Annotated in this window: 19 protein-coding genes and 2 pseudogenes; all 21 read right to left on the bottom strand. The window is 37.5% G+C overall.

Features of this window, described 5'->3' with window-relative positions:
• Positions 1–43 precede the first annotated feature (43 nt).
• Positions 44–1,861, bottom strand: a complete 1,818-nt coding sequence (locus tag AC27EF_RS12615) for a peptidoglycan D,D-transpeptidase FtsI family protein (RefSeq protein WP_487111122.1) — start codon at positions 1,859–1,861, stop codon at positions 44–46.
• A 12-nt stretch (positions 1,862–1,873) separates the two neighbouring features.
• Positions 1,874–2,368 carry a hypothetical protein gene (locus tag AC27EF_RS12610; protein ID WP_487111121.1) on the bottom strand — a complete coding sequence of 165 codons (495 nt, stop codon included), beginning with the start codon at positions 2,366–2,368 and terminating at the stop codon, positions 1,874–1,876.
• A gap of 14 nt (positions 2,369–2,382) precedes the next feature.
• Complete coding sequence (gene rsmH / locus AC27EF_RS12605) at positions 2,383–3,318, bottom strand: 16S rRNA (cytosine(1402)-N(4))-methyltransferase RsmH (RefSeq protein ID WP_487111120.1); 936 nt, start codon at positions 3,316–3,318, stop codon at positions 2,383–2,385.
• 8 nt (positions 3,319–3,326) lie between these two features.
• Positions 3,327–3,758 (bottom strand): division/cell wall cluster transcriptional repressor MraZ, encoded by a 432-nt coding sequence (gene mraZ / locus AC27EF_RS12600; protein WP_487111119.1) that lies wholly within the window; start codon positions 3,756–3,758, stop codon positions 3,327–3,329.
• A gap of 327 nt (positions 3,759–4,085) precedes the next feature.
• Positions 4,086–5,177, bottom strand: a complete 1,092-nt coding sequence (gene ychF, locus AC27EF_RS12595) for a redox-regulated ATPase YchF (RefSeq protein ID WP_487111143.1) — start codon at positions 5,175–5,177, stop codon at positions 4,086–4,088.
• A 69-nt stretch (positions 5,178–5,246) separates the two neighbouring features.
• Positions 5,247–6,113, bottom strand: a pseudogene (locus tag AC27EF_RS12590) (tyrosine-type recombinase/integrase); the annotation flags it as partial.
• Positions 6,114–6,424: 311 nt separating this feature from the next.
• Positions 6,425–6,625 (bottom strand): excisionase, encoded by a 201-nt coding sequence (locus AC27EF_RS12585; protein ID WP_004844455.1) that lies wholly within the window; start codon positions 6,623–6,625, stop codon positions 6,425–6,427.
• Positions 6,626–6,666: 41 nt separating this feature from the next.
• Positions 6,667–7,482 (bottom strand): ATP-binding protein, encoded by an 816-nt coding sequence (locus AC27EF_RS12580; protein WP_487111118.1) that lies wholly within the window; start codon positions 7,480–7,482, stop codon positions 6,667–6,669.
• Positions 7,482–8,009 carry a replication initiator protein A gene (locus AC27EF_RS12575; RefSeq protein WP_487111117.1) on the bottom strand — a complete coding sequence of 176 codons (528 nt, stop codon included), beginning with the start codon at positions 8,007–8,009 and terminating at the stop codon, positions 7,482–7,484. The genes AC27EF_RS12580 and AC27EF_RS12575 overlap by 1 nt, the downstream gene beginning before the upstream one ends.
• Before the next feature lie 775 nt (positions 8,010–8,784).
• Complete coding sequence (locus AC27EF_RS12570) at positions 8,785–9,546, bottom strand: HNH endonuclease (protein ID WP_487111116.1); 762 nt, start codon at positions 9,544–9,546, stop codon at positions 8,785–8,787.
• 25 nt (positions 9,547–9,571) lie between these two features.
• On the bottom strand, positions 9,572–11,059 hold the full coding sequence (dcm, locus tag AC27EF_RS12565) for a DNA (cytosine-5-)-methyltransferase (RefSeq protein WP_487111115.1): 1,488 nt from the start codon (positions 11,057–11,059) through the stop codon (positions 9,572–9,574).
• The gene (locus AC27EF_RS12560; RefSeq protein WP_487111114.1) at positions 11,049–11,987 is read right to left on the bottom strand and encodes a PD-(D/E)XK motif protein; all 939 of its coding nucleotides are present in this window, start codon (positions 11,985–11,987) and stop codon (positions 11,049–11,051) included. Before AC27EF_RS12560 ends, dcm begins: the two co-directional genes overlap by 11 nt.
• Positions 11,959–12,750: a DUF6339 family protein gene (locus AC27EF_RS12555; protein ID WP_487111113.1), complete on the bottom strand. Its 792-nt coding sequence runs from the start codon at positions 12,748–12,750 to the stop codon at positions 11,959–11,961. Before AC27EF_RS12555 ends, AC27EF_RS12560 begins: the two co-directional genes overlap by 29 nt.
• Complete coding sequence (locus AC27EF_RS12550; RefSeq protein ID WP_487111112.1) at positions 12,750–13,643, bottom strand: hypothetical protein; 894 nt, start codon at positions 13,641–13,643, stop codon at positions 12,750–12,752. The genes AC27EF_RS12555 and AC27EF_RS12550 overlap by 1 nt, the downstream gene beginning before the upstream one ends.
• A 74-nt stretch (positions 13,644–13,717) precedes the next feature.
• A complete protein-coding gene (locus tag AC27EF_RS12545) occupies positions 13,718–15,826 on the bottom strand; it encodes a hypothetical protein (RefSeq protein WP_487111111.1) in 2,109 nt (702 codons plus the stop codon).
• Between the two features lie 18 nt (positions 15,827–15,844).
• Positions 15,845–18,679, bottom strand: coding sequence for a Z1 domain-containing protein (locus AC27EF_RS12540; RefSeq protein WP_487111110.1), 2,835 nt, complete (start codon positions 18,677–18,679; stop codon positions 15,845–15,847).
• Positions 18,679–19,089 (bottom strand): very short patch repair endonuclease, encoded by a 411-nt coding sequence (locus AC27EF_RS12535; protein WP_487111109.1) that lies wholly within the window; start codon positions 19,087–19,089, stop codon positions 18,679–18,681. Before AC27EF_RS12535 ends, AC27EF_RS12540 begins: the two co-directional genes overlap by 1 nt.
• A gap of 35 nt (positions 19,090–19,124) precedes the next feature.
• The gene (locus tag AC27EF_RS12530) at positions 19,125–19,310 is read right to left on the bottom strand and encodes a helix-turn-helix domain-containing protein (RefSeq protein ID WP_442028076.1); all 186 of its coding nucleotides are present in this window, start codon (positions 19,308–19,310) and stop codon (positions 19,125–19,127) included.
• A 349-nt stretch (positions 19,311–19,659) separates the two neighbouring features.
• Positions 19,660–20,196, bottom strand: coding sequence for an Abi family protein (locus AC27EF_RS12525; RefSeq protein ID WP_487111108.1), 537 nt, complete (start codon positions 20,194–20,196; stop codon positions 19,660–19,662).
• The gene (locus tag AC27EF_RS12520) at positions 20,184–20,567 is read right to left on the bottom strand and encodes an Abi family protein (RefSeq protein WP_487111107.1); all 384 of its coding nucleotides are present in this window, start codon (positions 20,565–20,567) and stop codon (positions 20,184–20,186) included. Before AC27EF_RS12520 ends, AC27EF_RS12525 begins: the two co-directional genes overlap by 13 nt.
• Before the next feature lie 706 nt (positions 20,568–21,273).
• Positions 21,274–21,448: pseudogene (locus AC27EF_RS12515) on the bottom strand (hypothetical protein); the annotation flags it as partial.

Raw genomic sequence — 21,448 nt, 5'->3', positions numbered from 1 at the left:
TAAATTTCTCTTTGTATAAGATTATGAAAAAATCTGCCTTGTATTACTTTTTGCTGCTTTTTGGCACATTTAATTCCTTCAAAGATCCCTCCAATACATTTTTTGCAATCTCCACAGCCAGTCCGGTATTGGTCTGAGAACTTTTCTGAATTTCATCAATCACCACATATACGACAACCTGCGGATTTTCCACAGGTGCAAATCCGCAGAAAGAGACAATATAAGTTCCGGCGCTTCTTGGAATCTTCTGAGCCGTTCCTGTTTTTCCTCCTGCCGTATAATTTTTCAGCTGTGCTTTGATTCCGGTTCCGGAGTCTACCGTCTCTTTCATATATGCTTTTAATTTATCGGACGTCTCCTTTGAGACTGTCTGTTTTACCAGTGTCGGCTCTACATTTGCTGTGACGTTTCCCTCATCACTTCGCATCTGTTTCACAATATGGGGCTTATAATAATTTCCTCCGTTAATCAGAGAACAAAACGCGCTGCCCAGTTGTATCATCGAACAGTTAAACGACTGTCCAAAGGAACTGGTGGCAAGGTCCGCCGGTTTCATATCTTTGGCATCATGAAGGAGCGATGCCGTCTGTGCCTCGCCCGGCAGATCAATTCCGGTAAAATTTCCAAAGTTAAAGATTTTCTGATACTTTGCAAATACCGTGTTCCCCTCCTTCGCTGCAATCTGCATCAAAGCATCATTGCAAGATAGAGAAATACTCTGTGACAATGTTATGTGTCCATGTCCTTCGCGATGAGAACAATGAATCTTATGAGGTCCCACGATCTGGAACCCATCACAATCGTAGGTTTCATTTCCTTTCAGAATTCCCTCTTCCAGTCCTGCCGCCACCGTAAATGGCTTATAAGTGGAACCAGGTTCAAATGCATCGGACACAATGGGATTTTTCCAAATTTCGTTAAAAGCTTCGGCTCTCTCCTTTTTAGTCATCTTTTGAATCTCACTTTGAGAATATTTTTTCAGCAGGATTTTCTCATCCCTCGGATTCTCCAGATTATAGGAAGTGGAATTTGCCATTGCATAAACTTCTCCGTTGTTAGGGTTCATGACCAGGATACTGCTTCCCTTGCTTCCATATTTCTTTTCAAAGGTTTCCAGCTCTTTTTCTGCCAGTTTTTGAATATTGGAATCAATGGTTGTTACAATGGTTTTTCCGTTTTCCGGCTCCACAATGGAACTATCCTGTTCCAGTTCCTCATTTAAATATTTGTACTTTCTTCCGTCCACACCGGACAGTGTGCTGTTGTAATATTGTTCAATGCCTCCGGTTCCGATCGTACCGTCCGAAACAAACCCGAGAACTTGACTTGCCAGAGATTTGTTTGGATATCTCCTCTTGTATTTTTCAGAAAACACAATTCCCGAAACATTTTCTGCCTGATCACCGGCCAGAAAATCTTTTAAATCAGAAATTTGGCTGTAAGACAATTCTTCCCGATAGAGTGCATAGTAAGAATTTTTATGTCTCTCAATAAATTTTGTGAGATCATTCACATCCAATCCCATATATTTCGTTAAGGCATCCAGTGTCGCTTCCTTTATTGTTTTTGATCTCAAAATGTTTTTGGGCTCCAGCACCAACTGATACATCTTTTGGCTGGTAGCTAGAGTATTGCCGTTTCGATCTAAAATATCCCCTCTTTTATACGGAAGGGTTTCGCTGGTATAATTTTGCTGTGACAAAACCTGCCGCTTATAAATACCATTTTTAAAAACACTGAAATAAACCAGGCGTCCAACCAGACCAATAAAAAGAAGTGCTATGAAGGCAGAGACAGCCACTGCCCGTACCTTCATAGCATGATTTAATCGTTTTATGGGTTTTCTTCTTTTTTTCTTCAAGTAAACCACCTCTTAGTCTGCTTTGGGTATCTTCCCAAACTGGCGCACATATTCTACATTTTTGCTGTCATAATGAATCACATGATTTGTATCCGGTTTCTTCATGCCATATTTCTTTGCCGCTGTTTCAATCGTATTGAGACGAATACTTTGTTCGATTTCCAGATTCAGATCCTCATTCTCTACCTGAAGTGTATTTAACTGTGATTTCGTATCTGTGAGCACCGCACGCTGGTTCAAAAGTTTTGTTCTTTCGGATAAATAAAAGAAACTCATGACTGCGACCACTGCCAGTCCGCCTGCCAAAACACGAAGAAATGCAAAGTCAATAGCCATCGCGCGCTTCTGGTTCTGCTTGGTTTTTGTCGTGGTCTTCGGCGCCGCAGGTCTTGTTCTTGGCTTTTTCTTCCGTACAGGCTCCTCATATGCCGGAATCGAGGACGTTTCTTCCTTTCTTGCTGTATTTCCATAAATTAAATTGTATCGCTCCTGCCTTGACTTGTCCATAAACACTCCCCTTTTTATGCCCTTTCAAATACTCTGAGTTTTGAACTCTTTGCCCTCTTGTTCTCTTTCAGTTCTTCTTCTCCCGGAAGAATCGGTTTCCTTGTTAATTGCTTTCCTTTTGAAATTTTTCCACATACACAGACCGGAAAATTCGGCGGACAGGTACATGGATTCTCATTTCTTTTAAAAGCTCTTTTTACAATGCGATCTTCCAGCGAATGAAATGTGATAATACAGAGCCTTCCCTCCGGCTTTAATAGATCAATCATGGCGTCCAGACTATCCTTCAGCACTTCCAGTTCCCGATTGCATTCAATGCGAAGTGCCTGAAAAGTTCTCTTAGCCGGATGTCCTCCGACCGCTCTTACTTTCATGGGAATGGCTCCCTTTATAATCTCAATCAATTCCCCAGTCGTCTCAATTGGACCCTTCTTTCTTTTATTTACAATATGTTTTGCAATGTTTTTTGCAAACTTTTCTTCCCCGTAATCACGAATGATATGAAACAATTCCATCTCTGAATATTCATTTACAATTGTACGGGCAGTGAGACTTTGCCTTTGGTCCATTCTCATGTCCAGCGCAACGTCTTCCCGGTATGTAAATCCCCGTTCTTTTTCATCCAGCTGAAAAGAAGATACTCCCAGATCTAACAAAATTCCATCCACTTTTTCAATTCCAAGTTCACTCAAAATCCTGGGCATATGAACATAATTATCACGAACAATTGTCACTTTGCTGCCGAATTCTTTTAGCCGCTCTGTGCTTGCCGCAATGGCATCCGCATCCTGATCGATTCCAATGTAGCGCCCTTTCTCTGAAAGACGCCGACAAATGTGGAAAGCATGTCCGCCTCCGCCAAGGGTCCCGTCTACATAAATTCCATCCGGATTGATGTGCAGCTCTTTAATTGTCTCTTCCAGTAAAACGGAAACATGTTCAAAATTCATAAATCACCCTAGATACTTAATCCTAAATCCTGCATATTTGCTGCAATGTCATCCATATCTTCGTAGGAGTTGTTCTCATTCCATTTTTCTTTACTCCAAATCTCAATGCGGTCCAACATTCCAGTCAAGACAACTTCTCTCTCCATACCGGCAAACTCTCTTAAAGTTGCCGGAATCAAAGTTCTTCCCTGTTTGTCCATCTCACACGGGGCTGCCCCCGCCAGAAAAAACCTTGAAAATTTTCTGGCATTTTTATTAATCAGTGGCAAAGTTCCCAGCTTTTTCTGAAATGCCTCCCACTCTCTGGAAGGGAAGACAAACAGGCACCCATCCAATCCCTTCGTCATGACAAATTCCTGCCCCAGGGCTTCCCGGAATCTGGAAGGGATGATCAGCCTGCCTTTTGCATCAATGGTGTGATTAAATTCTCCCATAAACATGGAATCACCTCTTTACTCTTGATGTCAGGTGACACTTTACAACACTTATCCACCACTATCCACCACTTCTAACCACTCATAGGTCTTATTTTATACGATGTAAGGGTAAATTGCAAGAAATAATCCACAATCAAATCTTAGTTTTTTCTTATAAATTTCGACATCTTTCGTGGCGAAATGCTTTCTCACATCTCCTCTTGGAACCATACGCTCCTTCTTCGATTCCGCATTGTTTGGCTTTCTCCAAATATAAATAAGGAGAGAGGTCCTCTCGAATGTAAAACATTCGTCGCACCTCTCTCCTTATTTCTGCTTGGCTCCAAGTGATTACACATTGAAACGGAAGACAATAATATCTCCGTCTTTGACGATATATTCTTTTCCTTCCTGTCTCACCAGTCCTTTTTCTTTGCATGCCTGCATCGTATCATAGGTTTTTAAGTCTTCAAAAGATACGACCTCCGCACAGATAAATCCCCGCTCAAAATCTGTATGAATTTTTCCTGCTGCCTGCGGAGCTTTGGTTCCCTCTTTGATGGTCCATGCACGGGTTTCATCTTCCCCGGATGTCAGGAAGCTAATCAGACCGAGCAGAGAATAGCTGGCAGATATTAGTTTTTCAAGACCGGATTCTTCCAGCCCCAGATCTTCTAAAAATTCTTTCTTTTCCTCATCGTCCAGTTCTGAAATTTCCTGTTCGATCTGCGCACATACCACAAATACTTTAGCATCGACCTCTGCGGCATACTTCCTGACAGCTTTTACATAATCGTTATCCTCCTGCCCCAGTTCATCCTCGTTCACATTTGCAGCAAAAATAACTGGTTTGATGGTTAAAAGGTTACAGGAATTTAAAATTTCCTGCTCGTCTTCATCCTCCGTCTCAAAGGTTTTTGCAAGCTTTCCATTTTCCAAATGCACTTTTACCTTCTGCAAAAACTCCACCTCACGGGCAAGTGTCTTATCGTTTCTGGCACCTTTGGTTGATTTTGCAATTCTTCGATCCAAAACCTCAATATCAGAAAAAATCAATTCAAAGTTAATGGTTTCAATGTCACGAAGCGGATCCACAGATCCGTCTACATGGACAATATTGCTGTCCTCAAAACAACGGACCACATGAACAATGGCATCAACCTCCCGAATGTTTGCAAGAAACTGATTTCCAAGCCCTTCTCCTTTTGAAGCCCCCTTAACCAGTCCGGCAATATCCACAAACTCGATCGCCGCAGGAATTACTTTTTTAGAATGATATTTATCTGCAAGATAATCCACACGAGAATCCGGTACCGTTACAATTCCCACGTTGGGATCAATAGTACAAAACGGATAGTTCGCTGACTCGGCGCCTGCCTTTGTCAAAGAATTAAATAATGTACTTTTTCCCACATTGGGCAGCCCTACGATTCCTAATTTCATTTTTCTATTTCCTCCTATAAATCCTTTAATTTCAAGGGATTTCAGCATACTTATCTCGGTAGTGTGAACATATAAGTTCATTGTAATTCCAATATTTGAATGGTCCAGTAACATCTGAAGTTTTTTCGGTTTCATTCCTGATTCAATACACTTAGTGACAAAAAGATGTCTCAAGATATGCATAGAAAATCTTGGAATTTTTGCTTTATCACAAATCTTAAACAGTACTGTATCATATGTGCTGTTCTTGACCGGCGTTCCTTTTCGACACACAAATACAAATTCTTCCCATTCTGTTGAAATTTCTGAAATCCTCTTATTCTTTTCTTTTTGTTTTTTTAGTATAGCAACCGCTTCTTCTGTTAAGGGTATCGTACGGTAACCTGATTTACTCTTTGGTTCTCCGATACGCCACTCCTTTGCACTGTAACGATATTCCATACTTCTGCGAATCTGAATTGTTTTGGATTTAAAATCGACATCTTCCCATTTCAATCCTACTAATTCGCCTGTTCGCAATCCGGTTTGTAGTATAAAACGATACTGATTTTCATAGCTTTGATTTTCTGCATATTGTAAAAATATTTTTTGTATGTCTCTTGTTAAAGCAACCTTCTTCTCAGAAGGCTTTCCCATATCACTTTTCACAGATTTTTTACAGGGATTGCTACGCAAGACTTCATTCTCTTTTGCATACTCAAACATATTGTATAATGCAATTCTTGCCTGATAAATTGTAGATGTACGATACCCCTGATCTGCCATATCATAAAATATTTTCTGACAGTGAAGTGGTTTCACGTCTGATAGTGTCATCTTCCCAATTACCGGTTTAATATTTTTAATATATCTCTCCATATAATCGCGAACAGTATTTGAACGGACTGTTTTCTTTTTTATCCCAATCCAATAATCAAACCATTGATCGACCAGCATATCTGATGGCATTGAAATATCACTATGTTCATCCACATAAGTCGCATCAGCAATCCATGCTCTGCACTCTTGCAGCTTTTTGAATCGTTTATGTTTTCTCTTTCCAAACCGATCTACAAATCTGGCTGAGTATAATCCCGTACTTTCTTGGGATATTCCCTTGCCAAGTTCTTTGCCTTTTAAATCTTTTCCCATATTTCAGCTCCTCTCATAAGAAGCCCTAATACAGCACCTTGTATTATACCATAGCATCTTATTTTTGTGAATATTCATTTTCATCTCATCTCCTGTCATTGTCTCCTGTCATTCATTTATATTTCTACACTTTCCGAAATGAATTTTTCAAATTCTTTTCTCTTTACAAGTTTTTTCGTACCTACGTAAAGCACAAACGGACATCGCGGTTCTTTCAAAAGACTACTTATTCTGTTTTGTCCGATATTACTGTATTCTGCTGCCTCTTCAATTGTAAGAGCAACTTTTTCACATATTGCAACATATTGTTTGTTCATAAAATCCTTTCCTTATTGTTTAACGTGTGTAGCATACACTTCTATCCGCAATGCACACGATCATTCTTTGTATTCAACAATGTTTTTGCTTTCTCCATTTTCATACTTGCAATTGCTTCTCGTTTACTTGTGCCTCCAACATACATGGGTGTACACATTTCTAAAATACGGTCATAGATACGCTTTTTATCCAACATGGTCTCGCTTTTTATTTCATTCAACGGAAGATTGGTCGTTATGATCAAAGGTCGTCCCGAACGGATTCTGCGGTCTATGACACTGAAAATAATTCCTAATGCATATTCTGAATTTCGTTCCACTCCAAGATCATCAATAATCAAAAGCTGATACGAAGCCAATGCATTGATATATTCCGTTTTGTCTGCCAGCGGAAATATATCATCAATAATGGTATTGAAATTTGTCATCTTTACCGTTACTTCTCGTTTAAGAAGATCATTGGCAATACACCCGGCAATATAACTTTTCCCGGTACCAACTGGTCCCCAGAACAAACACCCAATATGGTTTCTTTTCATTTCCTCACAGTTATCAACATAATTTTTTGCCTTATGCATTACCGCATCTGACATATCTGCATTCTCAAATGTCCACTCTTCCATTCTGCTCTCGCCAAAACAGATGCTTGTATTTCTGCTGACTAATTCCCAGTGCTCTTTGTCTTTAAAATATTTTTGTTCTGCTTCATATGATTTTCTGTCACAGGCACATTGCCTGAAATGTTTTTTTATCCCCATAAAGCCACCCTTGGGGAAAAATGCTTCTTTCGCTTCCCCACAAACTTTGCAGTATTGCAAACCATCACTGCCTACACATACAGTATCTTCTTCTCTCATCACAAACTCTCTCCTTCCCCATAGCAATAATTTACTTCATGATATTTATTACTTTTATATTTCTCAGTTACTTTACTAGGTGCCACATTTCCGACTCCTGCACAGTCATTTTTACGACCAGATGATGGGTGCTTTTCCGACTCTGTTACAGCCATCTTTTCAACCGTCTTATCATCAACCGTCTGTAAACTTATCTCATCAGATGGAATTTTTACATATAAATGATTAGGTTTTGAAAATCCACCGGATCTACGAACCAATAGTCCCACATCATCTAATTCCTTCAACGCTGTTTTTACAGAAGATTTACATTTGTCGATTTGAACAGACAATTCCTCTATCGGAAAAATCATATATACATTTCCATACTTGTCTATCCAGCTATTCTTTCTCGATATCCGCGCTCGGTCATACAAAAGCATATAAAGAAATTTTGCATTTTGAGAAATTCGAAGCTTTAGCAAAAACTTCGGAAACTGGAAGTACTGAAGCATCTGCTCTGACTCCTTCATGTATTCATATTGCATTCTTTTCTCGCCTCGTTTCTGTTTCTAATATTTTGTAAAAATCATTTTTATGCCGGCTAAAAAATGTTCTTACACATATACAAAAGATGAAGGGCATAAATACAGGCTCTTGATAAAAATTTTTTAATTTTTTCCTGTCCAAAATACCCTTACATAAAACGAAACGCTGAGAGGCATTTTTACAGCCCCCTGAGGAAAACTTTTTTATTTTTTCGATTAATTAAATATTTGAAAATAAAAAAACACTCACCTATCCAGGTGAATGCTTTATCAAAATTTCCTTATTTTGTTGTCTGTGATGCTTACTCAGAAACGCTTGCGTGTCTGCTAAAATGTAATTGCCAGCAATTATATTTTCACGTGGGTATGGGGACGTAATCCCCATCAAGTCTGCTACTCGTAAGTAATACAAAATTGTCAAAATGACAATACTGTAATACACGGGTGGATCTTGCTCTGGTTGTAACGTATTAAATTATACAATAATAGGCCCAAATGGGCACTTTCACCAATTGAGTCTATATATTATATATCTTTTGGATAATAGCTTAAAAAGTAGCTGTCTAGACAGCATGTTTTTAACATAGAATTGATTTTATGGAAGCTACAGATAATTCAATAATTTTTAACTGTCTTCTTAACATGCTCAATATGAAATAATCTAAATAAACATAACATCTTTTGCCCCTTGAATTATCATTGCATGTTTTTTGCATTTCCTTGTTTCATTAAATTATCTTCCTCCAGCTGATGAAATCATGCTTTACCACAAACATCAAAACGTGTGATTCGCAAAACGAACAAACTCATCTTGACTCATTCTTATCCCACTTTTTGCTAAACGAGAAGATCTTTTTGCATATATACTATCTAGCATGATTTTTTTCTCATTTTCCATTCCGTAATGAATTTTTCGATGGCATAATGGACAAAGACAAACAATATTCGAATATACATCTAAACTAACCGAAAATTGATCCTGCAAACTCATTGGCAATGCATGATGCCCTTCCATATATGGTTTATTAGTACTCTCTGCAATAAATGTTTCATGTTCTCTATTTAACTCACATTTATAATTTGCCAGTTCAAAAGCCTGCGTTCGTAAAACCCCAGATCTTTTCCATATTGTTTTAGTAATCGTCAGATTTTGATCCTTTGGCACTGGAACATCAAACGTTTTAATTTTTTCTGCAATCTCAGAAAATCCTTCTCCACTCGCAAATCTGCAATAATTATTCAAACCAGCACTGTACATTCTTCGGCCGCGTTCATTTGCTTGTATAAAATCCAAATCGCTATAAAGAATATCCCTAAGTTGAAATAGGGTATCTATATCAGCAACCTCATAGATATTTTCCCGAACCAAACTTTTTTCTTTCAATCGTCTGGAAATATTATTAAGTGCATCAAAATAATGTTTTACAGTGCTTTGACTATTTTTTCGAATGTCAGTAAGGTAACGCGCATAATATTCTTTTAAAATACTGCCATGATTAGCATTTTTCCTATCTAGTTCTATAAAAACATCTGCCATAAACATCACCTTTCAAGCCTATAAATTATACTTTTGCTGAATACCATCCTCGTTTTACACGTATCAATAATCCTTTTTTTACCATCGTCGATAATAATACATTGCCGCTGCCAACGGTAATTTGCAAAAGTTCAACTATATCCTTATTTGAAAAAGAATTATTTTCTTTCGCATATTCCAAAACTTTTTCCTCCTGGCTAAACGGAGGTAAGTCATCTTCCCTATTAGCATTCACGTACCTTGTAGATACTCCATGAGAGATTCTGCGAATTTCCTGCTGCTCTATCAACTTTTTCAAAATAGCACTGGCTTGAACAGCATTGATTCCCAGATTTTCCATCACAGTTTTCTTGGTGATATAAATATTTTGATAAACAAGTGCTTTCACAATTTCTTCTTGTTGCTGTTCCAGTATGTCAAAGCAGTTCAACATAAAATCTGCCATCGTCTTGATAACCGGAATAGAAACGGAATTTCCAAACTGCTTATATTTTTGTGCATCGTTTGTACCTTCCGGGAAGCTGAATGTTTCACTTCCATCAGCATCAAGAAACCCATACCCGATAAATCCTTGTAAACGCCCCCATTCCATCGGAGTCATAACTCGTATACCTTCTGAATTAAGCTGCGTCTTCTTTCTTGGAATCACTTTTCCAGCAATGCCTTCTTTAGGTTGATATATGAGATTTCTCTCTTTTCCCGAACCACCTATTGCAAGAATAGTGTTTGCAATTGGATGTTCCCCACCTTCTTGATTAACAACGCAATATCCAAACCCATGCCCTTTTTCATGTTCCCTTATCTTGTGACGCTTGAGCGTCTCCAGATATCCTTCGGCCATATAATATTTGTCATCAACTTCTGTTTCCAGTATTGCATTTACATCCTCAAAAACAACCTCAGTACTTTCTGTCGGTAATTGTTCAGTCAAAAGTTTAATAGCATTTCCATATTTTTTCTTACTGAATGCCATAATATACGCACGTGCTCTGTTTTGGGGCACTCCAAAATTTTTCGAATTCCGAACGAACGAAGATCTATCGTATTGATAGTTACCATTCTCATCCAAAGAAACCCCGATAACACGATAATCAAGCTCATCTTCCAACGTTTTTACAATTGTATTAATCGTGTTTCCATGATCATGAGAAATCAGATTATCAACATTTTCAAGAAAAATCGCTCTTGGTTTTGTTCTAGAAATAATATCCGCAATATCAAAAAAGATAGTCCCCCTTGTTGTATCTCTAAATCCCAATTGCTTCCCGGCACGACTAAATGCCTGACACGGAAAACCGGCAAGTAATACATCATATTCCGTGCTATCTAATTCCGTTTTAAACTCTTCGGAAGTCAAATCATTTAAAGCATCATCGCCGAAAAGATGCTTGTATGTTTTTGCCGCAGATTCATCAATTTCAGCCGATTGAACGTTTTGAAAAGATCCTGTCAGTTCAAATCCTCGCCTGATTCCGCCTATGCCTGCGCACAAATCTATAGTTTTATATATCATTATCAGCTCCTTGCAACAACGAAACGACTTGAATTCCACTCAGATCAACTGTATAGGTGATTTTTGTAATTCCTACAGGTAACACGCCACCCTTGAACGACTCGGTAGTAACACGCGGAAAATCATCATCAATTTCGTAATCTAACAGATCATGTAAAATGAATGTTTTTTTTCTTGAACTCATTCCATTTTCAAAACCCATTTCTTGTAATTTTTTTTCAATGAAAGAGGTGTTATATCCCAGCTTTGAAATGTCATCTATCACAGAGTCAATTGAAACACCTGTAAGAAACGATGGCTCAAACTGGCACAGTACTAAATGTAATGGTTTGTTTTCTGGTTGTAATTGAAAATGACTACTAATTGTCACTTCTCTTTTATCTCGCGCAATCGTAGATTTCACTTCCACAAACTTTGATTCCATTTCAATGTCATAGGAAGCATGGTCTGGACCATTCCAACTTATATCCTCTCCAAGAGGAATCATTGTTTTCAGTACAACCAACTCACCCAACACATCATATATTCTTGGGTCTATATTTTTGTTACCCAGCATTTCCTTCCAGCTTCTCCACCATTCCAACGGAGATTCCATGATTTTTTCTCTATTTTCTCCGTTTGATCCAGGTGTCACCAATGCCGCACACAATGACGCAAAGGTTTCTTCTATGACTGTAGAAGAAGATGTCAATGTTAATGCTTTCCGTACGAAACCGTCTTCAAACACAACTTCTTTACTGGCAATACGAGCATTCGCAAAAGCCTCATTAATATCTCCAGCTTCCCCAACCGCTAATACGACACCATATTCCTCGGAGTTTAAAATAGTCCAAGCAGGATATCCCATTTTTTCTAAAGAATCTATGGTATGTGCATAACCAGGAATATCTGTATTCCAATTATTGAGGATTTCCTCTACTAGTGTCATTTTCATCTCCTCCGCTTTCTCTCAATTCTTCAAAAAGTCTATGTGCATATCCTTTTTCACCGCCTGGAGTCAGTGCTGGTTCCACGTTCACGCACTTCGCATTATTCAACTTTGTAAACGCTGCAAATTCCTTAGTTGAAGTTTTATTCGAAGCCGAATACTTTGCATATTCGGCAATCATTGCCCTATAAAGCATTAAGCGATACCCTCTTCCCGGTGTCTCGATTAATTTATTGATATTATCTGTTTTATTGTTTTTCAGGGCATTATATGTCTTAAGTTCTGATCCTTGCCAACTAAGGAATACATACCACCAGAGACTTTTCAACCAGATTCTGCGAGTTTGTGCATAAAATCTCTTGTGATTCAATCTTCCACCTGCATCTTTTACTGCTTTTTCAGGATTCGGATATCGCAGATATGTAATATCCGGCATAACTTTAACCGAAATGTATCTCCAAAAATCATCATTATTTGCTTGTACAATCGAAAAATTCTTTCCGATTGGCAATAACGAATATATTTTTAATCCAACTTTCAGATCCACAGGATAATCCATCTTACCGTTAGTTTCTTGTAACCCTTCCCTAAAGGCAGCCAGTAATTCATTACGAAAATCTACAAATGATTCATCATATTCGGAAACAGGATCATACTGCTCCCAATGATTTACAAGATCATCAAACTCCACATCGTCATAATTATCAAAGGCGGATATTATTCTTTTCGCTTCATCTCTTGATAATGTTTTGAATCGAACCATTACTTATCCTCCTCTGTCAGTTTTGCTCTTAAATTAATTTGCAAGGTCCTAAATAATGCCTCTGGAGATTCGAATCGCAACTCCGTCTTATTACACTCTCCGATAAATTGGTGCAATATACTGCATATGGAATTGGCCTCTAATCCAACATCATTTCTTGTTGCTTGTAAATCTTCTTCACTGAGCCTTTCAAATATCATTAAATATGATGTTGCCAAAATATCAATCAGAAGATCGACATTCTTAATATTTCCATCGGTCATAGGACATGCAGAATAGTAAGGATTTAAATAAATGCAAATATTATCTTTTGTAAATTTTTCCAGGGATTTAGGATCCTCCCACTGCGAAAACTCTATCCACCATAAAGGTTCTTTATCCGAATACAATTCTTCAATCGGAAACTCCATATTTACACTATCAAAATCCACAACAATATCATCTAATTCTCCGATAGTGACACCTTCTTCATTCATAAGTTCTTCTTCACCGTCAAGAATTTCGGATGCGGATTTCTTTACATATAAGCACACCGATAACTGAAGATCACCTTCTACTTCTCCCGGATTAAAAGTGTGTTCGAAATAGCACGTCCTTCCTGCCGCAGTTGTTATATCACTGTTCGGCAAAATGAGACCTGTTTGTGTCAACCTATTATTTGTCCACATGATACATATTCCGATTTCAGCATTCTTACAGGCGATTCCTTCAGCTCCGAACAAAAAATCTGGATATGCAATGGATACTTTCTTTTTGAAAGTAATGCCGTCTTGAGCAAGGCTCCACATATCAAGCGGGTCGGTAATTTTAATTACTCCCGCTCCCTTTTTTTCGCCTCTTAACGGAGCTTCCATATCGTTTGGATAGTAAAAAAATTGAAATTTTTCAATCATACATCCGCTTTTTTCCATGAGATCGTCTGTCAGATACGGATAAAATTTTAAATTGTCCATTGTCTACCTCCGTATCAAACTACCTTGAATGAAAAGCTATATCTTTTATCTCGTGCATGTATTTTTAATATCCCTCTGATTTCAGGAGCAAGCACATGCGATTTAATCGCAAAAGATGTAAATTCACTACAAGTATCAGCTTTTTCCATTTTAATTTCTATCTTTTTACCGATGTGTTCCGAATCTGATGAAGTACACACACAAATCTCTTCGCAATCTTCTTCTCCGGCTACCATAAGAGTATCTACCGATACAGACGAAATCATAGCAGGATAAGGTGTTCCTATATCTCGTTGCCAACTGATTGGATCAATTCTTCCACCTTCCGATTCTATGACCAGTTCGATATTTGTATCTCTTTTGCTGCAAGCCATTTTGATACAGTATTGAATTTCCAAATCATTACCTTTAAATTTGAAATCACTGAACTCATACGTTAAATTTCGGCTCGAACCACCAGATCCTCCTTGCCCGCCACCGCCTCCTTGGCCACCAGAATTTTTCCTTTTCTCATACCCTATTCGAGGCATCAATAATTTGCCGAGTTTCCCCGATAATCTGCTTGCTGTAGCATCAACTCGCTTTTCTTCATTTCCGTTCTGTAATTTCGTAATTTGATTAACAGTATTCTTACGAATTCTCGCTACAATAAACATTTTTGCGGGATCAGACCATCCCATGTGATCCGATGCTTCGCATGACCGTAAATATTCTCTCAATTTTTTTCCAGCATGCTCCTTTACATCAAGATTTATCTTTAAAATCTTTTGAGTATCCGGAACAAAGAATGCAAAAATAAAATCATCTTCACTCTCCGGCCACGTTATACCTTTTACCCACTCTCCGGAAACGCAATACTCGATAACCATTCCGGGATCTCTGGTATACATGACCATCGGTTCATTTAAACCACCCTCGGCTTCAAATCTTCCACAGTATACATAAGGAGACAATGACATGACATCCGCATATAGTTGCGGTTTCGATATCTTAGAAACCGCAACGTATCCCGCTGTACTCCCCTCCTCAAAATAATTGTGAATGTTTACCGGCCTTGTAGATATTTCATAATTAACTTCAGCTATATACTCCGTCTTGTAAGTTTTTGCCAAAGCTGTTGTATACATTTCCTGAACCATCTTGAAGAAAGGAAGCATGTCATTCTTTCGTATCGGTTTCCCGTTTACAGAAACATGTAACCATTTCTTATCACTACAAATTTTAAGCAATTCTCGATTGTGTATTTTAGGTGCATACCATTTCTGTATCGATAATTTTAAATACTCTTCAATATCACTTCCCCAAACCGATATGAAATGCTCATGAACATCATCTGGAAGACCAGATTCCAGCGGCACGATATCTTCCAATAACTTTTTCGAATCAATATACGGAATGATAATAGAAGTTCCAGTCTCATCTTCTTTAAATGGAGCAATATGGAATACGTTCAAAATTGTATTAATAAGTTCTTGATCGGTTACCGGCAAAAAATCCTCGCCATCCTCATATCCCCACCATGCTTTTCCAGCAGATTTTTTATTAATCTTGTTCAGAAGTGCAGAATCTGTACCGTCTGCATTTTTTCCATGCTCATCTTCTACTAAAGTTATTATTAATCGGGACTCAAAACCTTCATCTGTCTTTATTCTGGAATAAAATACGACTATTCCGATTCCCACACGATAATAAACACTTTTTCCAAATCCCCAGTTTCCACCAGCTCCTTCTTGTGTCTGTCTCTTCCCGGTATCAAAAATCAGCTTAAAGAAATTGCCGTGGTCTTCACCGATAATATCAGCTATATGAATCGGACCGGTTAAACCGCGAGTTTTGGTATCTCTGATTTCCAAAAATTGTGCTTGATCATTCGGAAACAACTCATTCAAAGAAGTATCCAGTGCCGTCATAAAAGAATTAAAATCCTTCGGGCAAAAATATCCTGTTGTAAAATTGACCTTAAAGCTATCTCCCGCTTCTTCTAATGATGCATCTGAACTATTCTGAATCGCTTCTCTTACAAGAAGATCTAATTCTGGCACATAATCATTTTGAAGTGACTTCAAAGTCACACTTCCATATGAAACTGAATGATTTAATTCGAGAATTTTATAATCAAGCATATTTAAACTCCTTCGTATTTATTCTGGAAGTCTTACCGTTATTGACCGAGCGTGAATACCTCCGCTTGGCTCACCTGCCACGATAATACTGAAACCGATAATATCAGCATTTGACTTTATTTTTGTTCGACGTCCTGCCGCAGTTTCTTTTCCAAGGTCTTTATCGATTCGATACAAAAGTAACAAGGGTTTATCTTCTACACCCAAACCACCTCTGTTTTGAATGATAGAAGATCTCTTTTTTGCGGTCTCCTTATATAATTTCAATTCATCGGCACTTAATTTACTGATTTGAATATCGCTAAGTGCATCTGTTCCCGAACGCAATGAACCGATATCTATGAAGTTGCTTTGTTTCGTTTTTTTGGAACGTTCAATCTTTCCGACTTGAATGTTGCCTACATTCCACTTTGATGTAGCTTTTTTATCTCCTGCAACAGCAACATTCCACTGCAAATATTTACCTTCTTGATTCATCATTTTCATCCACTCCAAAAATACTGGAATATCAGAATAGAGCGATGAGCATTCATATATATGATATTTTTCAACTCCAAAGAATTCTTTTTCCAGGATTGAAAACTCGATATCATACCAAACAAAAGCAGATGAAACTGCTTCGGATTGTACAGCATCACCCAGAGTTTGCAAAAAACTCTCTGTTATTTCAATGTTGTGACTCAGATAACCATCATCTTCAAATCTCGTTGTTTCGTAACTATCACCGCTAAAATCAAAGTCACATTCAACTGCATTTTGCGATTTATTTTTGGATGTTAATAAGAACCTCGCAATTGTTGCCGTCGTTGTTATTTTCGGTCCAAACTGACGAGGACTTCTACCCTTAAGCATATAGTCTTCAAAAACAGCTTTAAGTTTCTCATCAATCTTTTCCAAAAGCTCAAATTTTTCCTGTACTGTTTTCGGCATCCAGATTCTCTGAAGTAATTCACACCCTTTTCGATAACCAAACCATCTTGCCATCTGCATCAAAGAATCAGCTTGATTTGAATTCCGACCAAAATATGTACAAACTAATCCCTCTATTGTCAAGCCTCTGGCTAATGTATTACCACCCATTATGATAAAGACCGGTGCCTTTTCCATGCGTTTTAAAGCATGGTCGTCTGGGTAAACTATACGCAAATAAGTTCCGTCTTCCGCAACTTTATTTGCTCTACAGTTGTCAACACATAAATGAATTGCGTTATCTACATAAACCTCTTCTTTCTCATCTCCCATTTTGATGTTTACTACGTTATTGATAAGCGTTTCTATATCATCTTTGATTTCATCAAACTCTGGAAAATGATCGTCTACCTGATCCAACAAACTATATTCCGGATAACAAATTCTAAGCTTTTCTAAAGTTAATTTATTCTTTTCATTTTCGTACACCTCACCACATATATTGATTATTGAGTCAGTATCCTTTTCACGCTTTAGCCATGCCTTTATTACTTCATATTCTTCAAAATGTCCGTTTTGAATAGCTGTTGTATGAATCAACATACTGATTGGTTTCTTATGACCTCTATTTCTCAGTACTGCAGCTGAACACAAAAACCAGCAAATTGATTTTTTTAATTCTTTAGGAATTGTAAATGAGTACCCTTTATGGAGATCTTTAAGTTCTGAAATCTCCTCCTGCGGAATATCTCGAACAATGTCCAACCCTGGGTAATTCTCATCTTCATCACTACCGAAAATAACTTTTCCTCCGAAATATTCCTTTGATTCAGGCAAACTGCATATAAAATCTTTTGGGTAAAGAGAAGACTCATATGCCTCATTCAGCACATTTGCATATGGAGTAGCAGTAAAGCTAATATAATTCATTGCCTGGAACGGCGCAGATGCAATTGTTCCGTCTGCATTTTTACCGTTCACTAAATCCATTATCAGTTGATTTACAGCAGTTCTTTCTATTAATTCCTCTTCGGTTTCATTAATATCTATTTTCCTGGTATTAACGCTTGCTTGGTCCGCTTCATCGTCTATTACAAGAATTCGCAAACGCGCTGCTTTAGCGGGATTGGCATGCAACCATGTAATTAAATTTCTTAATCGGGTGGAATTTTTTAAACACACAGTAACGTATCTATGCATCCACTGCCCAGCTGTTTTGCCATTTTGAAACAGATTCAACTCCAGGTTATCTGACATGTATTTTTTACCGTTTTGTACATCTACCATGTAATCGGGATTTCCGGTTTTATCAAGAATATGCCAAGCCACTCCGCCTGAAGTCAATAAATCATGCATAAATCGATCTCTTGTTTGCTTTCGCAGATTATCGATTGTTCCAGACAAAATTATTATGTAATTCCAATCATAATGTGCGACCATTGTTGCGAGCCCGATCATATTTGCAGTCTTTCCCGACTGAACACTTCCCATTACCAAACCCTTTTTCGGGCCGGTAACTCTCGTATCACGTAAGATATGGTTTAATATCCAATGAGAATTTTTTTCTATCTGAGTTACAGCATTATCACTGATTCGTCTTTTTCCATCCTTTTGCCCTAACAAATACTTCTTGTATTGTGTCCACGGTGATCCTGGATCGGTTGGAATCGGCAAAGCTATCCCCGTAGAACCATTAGACAACCCATAAGGATCAGAGATTGCACTATAGCCCTTTTTCATTTCATCAATGAACTCAGACCACTCTCTAAATTCCATATCTTCCGGAAGAATCAATTCATCATCACGAAGCTGAATAAATTCATTTTTTGCTTCATCGATTGAAACACATAACGTTTTCACATCATCCCAGGAGTATCCATCTGTAATTTTCTTTGAAACCCATTTTTTTGCTTCGAGATATTTTTCAGATGCATAATCGCTCATTATCGTTCCTCCCATACCTGTTGAATTGAATCGGCACACTCTTTTGTATATTTTTTAATATCGTTACCCCAAAATCTGAGAACAATCCAACCAGAATTTTCCAAATACTCCGTGACTTCTACATCTCTTTGCATATTTCTTTCAATCTTCGCAATCCAAAAATCACGGTTGCTTTTAATATCATTTTTTCTGTTATCCCAATCGTATCCATGCCAAAATTCACTGTCACAAAACACAGCAATTTTCTTCCCCTTGAATACAATGTCGGGTTTACCCATTATGGTTTTTACATTCTTTTGATAACGTAAACCACGATTCCATAATTCTTTTCTTAAGAGCATCTCGATCTTTGAATTCTTATTTTTAACTCTACTCATATTGTAGCTGATTTGCTCTTTTGTCTTTGCCATTGCTACTGCTTCCCTCGATAATATTGTTTGTTTTTTTAAGATTTAATATATTTACCACTCTTAATTCTCTGATCCCTCGGTTTCTCAGCTTCTTTCGGAACAACCCAGAAAGATCCTATTTTCGTTGCACCCGGGATTCTACCTTGACTACATAACACCTGTACTCTTCTAACTGTAATTCCCCATTTTTCAGCCGTCTGTTTCAATGATAAATATTCCATATATTTTTCCTCTACGCATTCTGATCAACCTATTAAAAATTATATACTAAAAGACGAATAAAATCAATTTCATACTGCGCTTTCCACTGACAAACGCACAATTTTTCGTTCTATTTATGATATATCAAATGCAACAGCTTTCATAAAACTCTTACTTTGTGACATAAAGTACACATTATGTCCTTCTTGCATACATACAACGACTAGATAAAACTCCGTATATGTGCGATGGATCATCAAAATAAAAATGGCGAAGTGCTTATCGTAACACTCCGCCGAAAGCCTAACCGATTTGAGCAAAAAGTGCTTGATTAGGTCTGCTTTATTATTTTATGCAATTCCACTGCCTTTATACATTTAAATGTTCTTTCCAATCCGCAGGAAGATTCATTGCTGCGAGACTGACCACACCATGATTATTTTGAATTAGCTTATCGAAAGCATTTACAAATACTGCCCACTCCTCATCGGATGAACGCAGGTACTTCATCGCCAGTAAGAGTTGATACAAGCCATTATGCGCTGGTGGCGGCGTAATTTTATCTACATCCAGAATTTCCGGTGTCGTATGAATTGTACGATTATAAATTCTGGAATTATGAGCACACATATTACGCAATACTGAAACACCCTGTATCCATGAAGCAAGCATTTTCTGTGACGGATTTACCAAATTTCCTTTTTTCGATTTATATTGGTAATTGGCCGCTAATATAGAATATGAACTTCCAGTACCTGTTTTCAAATTCTTAATTATCTTCGATAATGTACCGAACGAAAGAACTTCAACAGCCGCCCATACAGGTACTTCTCCATCATGATTGTCAAAATTATGTTTGATAAACACATCATTGGAGCGAGCAATTTCTGACGCTACAGTAGCCATATTCTGCCAATACCGTTTTTTCTTTTAAAAATCGATGAATCTTGCAAAACAAGTGGTTCTCCGTGTATAAGCAATGCTTCCACCAATCGCACTCTCAAAGCAACCTCAATCTTAGAAATCATCGAAAAAACCAAAGCTGATAATTCCTGATCAAATTGATACAATTTTATAATATCTTCAAACTTTGTTTCCGGAACATACTTCTTTGCAGCATTATCATATAAATGAAACGAATAGCCTCTCAAACGATAAAATCCAATTGACTTCAATGCCTTCTCTACATCTTCTTGAGATGTAATCTTCATTCCTGCATCCACATAAGATTGCACCTGCTGTTCTATTGTTAATATTTGTTTTGGATATTGATACATAAAACACTCCATAAATAAGAAAGTCCCACCGGGTTGCGCATGAAAAATCAGAGACGTGGTGGGTTCTGTTAATGTTATTATACAGCTTTCAATGTCACTGTCAAGATTGTTTTTGTAAAAAAATCAGCAATCTCTTTGTTTCTTGAAATTATACTATCATTCATCAATTCCTAATTTTCAAAACATATCTCCTGTAGTTTCCATATGTCTTGTCTACCGATCCGATCTTCCAAAGGTATAAATAAGATGTAAATTCTATACCTCCATCCAAGAAACCCAATAAACTCAAGGCTTTTGTTCCGTTCCTTAAACACTGCCGTGACAATTAAAAGCAAATCATAATACAACAACGTTCTGTTCAATACTAGAAATATATCATCAGCATACAGTTTGAGTGGAAAAAGTCTCATGGTCATGAGCGAAAATGAAAGCAAAATTTATTAGATAGTACAACATGCTATGCCCTTAAAATTCCTGTCACATATTCATATCGGAACCTAATCACCAGTTATTTTTATTATAATACTTGCAAAAAAGAAGCGCTCATACAAACGCTTCTCCTTACCACATTAGGGCTTCGATCAAAAGTTAGTGGGCCATTTTTCAAAAACTTACATGAATTTATATAGAGTTTTATCCGAGTTGGAAATCCGCTAAATGCTCTAGCTATCAGCATTTAAAGGCCTTTAACAACTTACATAGACATTTATGAAATCGGTCTCGGAATAACGATTCCTAATTTCATTTTTCTATTTCCTCCTATAAATCCTTTAATTTCAAGGGATTTCAGCATACTTATCTCGGTAGTGTGAACATATAAGTTCATCGTAATTCCAATATTTGAATGGTCCAGTAACATCTGAAGTTTTTTCGGTTTCATT

This window comes from Anaerostipes stercorihominis (assembly GCF_057535655.1).
Note: the sequence above shows the minus strand (reverse complement) of the source record. Positions and strands in the feature narration are given on the sequence as shown.

What these genes read in the sequence shown, in the direction of transcription:
- AC27EF_RS12610 (WP_487111121.1), bottom strand. Translation starts at nt 2,368, where the DNA reads ATGGACAAGTCAAGGCAGGAGCGATACAATTTAATTTATGGAAATACA.
- rsmH (WP_487111120.1), bottom strand. Translation starts at nt 3,318, where the DNA reads ATGAATTTTGAACATGTTTCCGTTTTACTGGAAGAGACAATTAAAGAG.
- mraZ (WP_487111119.1), bottom strand. Translation starts at nt 3,758, where the DNA reads ATGTTTATGGGAGAATTTAATCACACCATTGATGCAAAAGGCAGGCTG.
- ychF (WP_487111143.1), bottom strand. Translation starts at nt 5,177, where the DNA reads ATGAAATTAGGAATCGTAGGGCTGCCCAATGTGGGAAAAAGTACATTA.
- AC27EF_RS12585 (WP_004844455.1), bottom strand. Translation starts at nt 6,625, where the DNA reads ATGAACAAACAATATGTTGCAATATGTGAAAAAGTTGCTCTTACAATT.
- AC27EF_RS12580 (WP_487111118.1), bottom strand. Translation starts at nt 7,482, where the DNA reads ATGAGAGAAGAAGATACTGTATGTGTAGGCAGTGATGGTTTGCAATAC.
- AC27EF_RS12575 (WP_487111117.1), bottom strand. Translation starts at nt 8,009, where the DNA reads ATGCAATATGAATACATGAAGGAGTCAGAGCAGATGCTTCAGTACTTC.
- AC27EF_RS12570 (WP_487111116.1), bottom strand. Translation starts at nt 9,546, where the DNA reads ATGGCAGATGTTTTTATAGAACTAGATAGGAAAAATGCTAATCATGGC.
- dcm (WP_487111115.1), bottom strand. Translation starts at nt 11,059, where the DNA reads ATGATATATAAAACTATAGATTTGTGCGCAGGCATAGGCGGAATCAGG.
- AC27EF_RS12560 (WP_487111114.1), bottom strand. Translation starts at nt 11,987, where the DNA reads ATGACACTAGTAGAGGAAATCCTCAATAATTGGAATACAGATATTCCT.
- AC27EF_RS12555 (WP_487111113.1), bottom strand. Translation starts at nt 12,750, where the DNA reads ATGGTTCGATTCAAAACATTATCAAGAGATGAAGCGAAAAGAATAATA.
- AC27EF_RS12550 (WP_487111112.1), bottom strand. Translation starts at nt 13,643, where the DNA reads ATGATTGAAAAATTTCAATTTTTTTACTATCCAAACGATATGGAAGCT.
- AC27EF_RS12545 (WP_487111111.1), bottom strand. Translation starts at nt 15,826, where the DNA reads ATGCTTGATTATAAAATTCTCGAATTAAATCATTCAGTTTCATATGGA.
- AC27EF_RS12540 (WP_487111110.1), bottom strand. Translation starts at nt 18,679, where the DNA reads ATGAGCGATTATGCATCTGAAAAATATCTCGAAGCAAAAAAATGGGTT.
- AC27EF_RS12535 (WP_487111109.1), bottom strand. Translation starts at nt 19,089, where the DNA reads ATGGCAAAGACAAAAGAGCAAATCAGCTACAATATGAGTAGAGTTAAA.
- AC27EF_RS12530 (WP_442028076.1), bottom strand. Translation starts at nt 19,310, where the DNA reads ATGGAATATTTATCATTGAAACAGACGGCTGAAAAATGGGGAATTACA.
- AC27EF_RS12525 (WP_487111108.1), bottom strand. Translation starts at nt 20,196, where the DNA reads ATGGCTACTGTAGCGTCAGAAATTGCTCGCTCCAATGATGTGTTTATC.
- AC27EF_RS12520 (WP_487111107.1), bottom strand. Translation starts at nt 20,567, where the DNA reads ATGTATCAATATCCAAAACAAATATTAACAATAGAACAGCAGGTGCAA.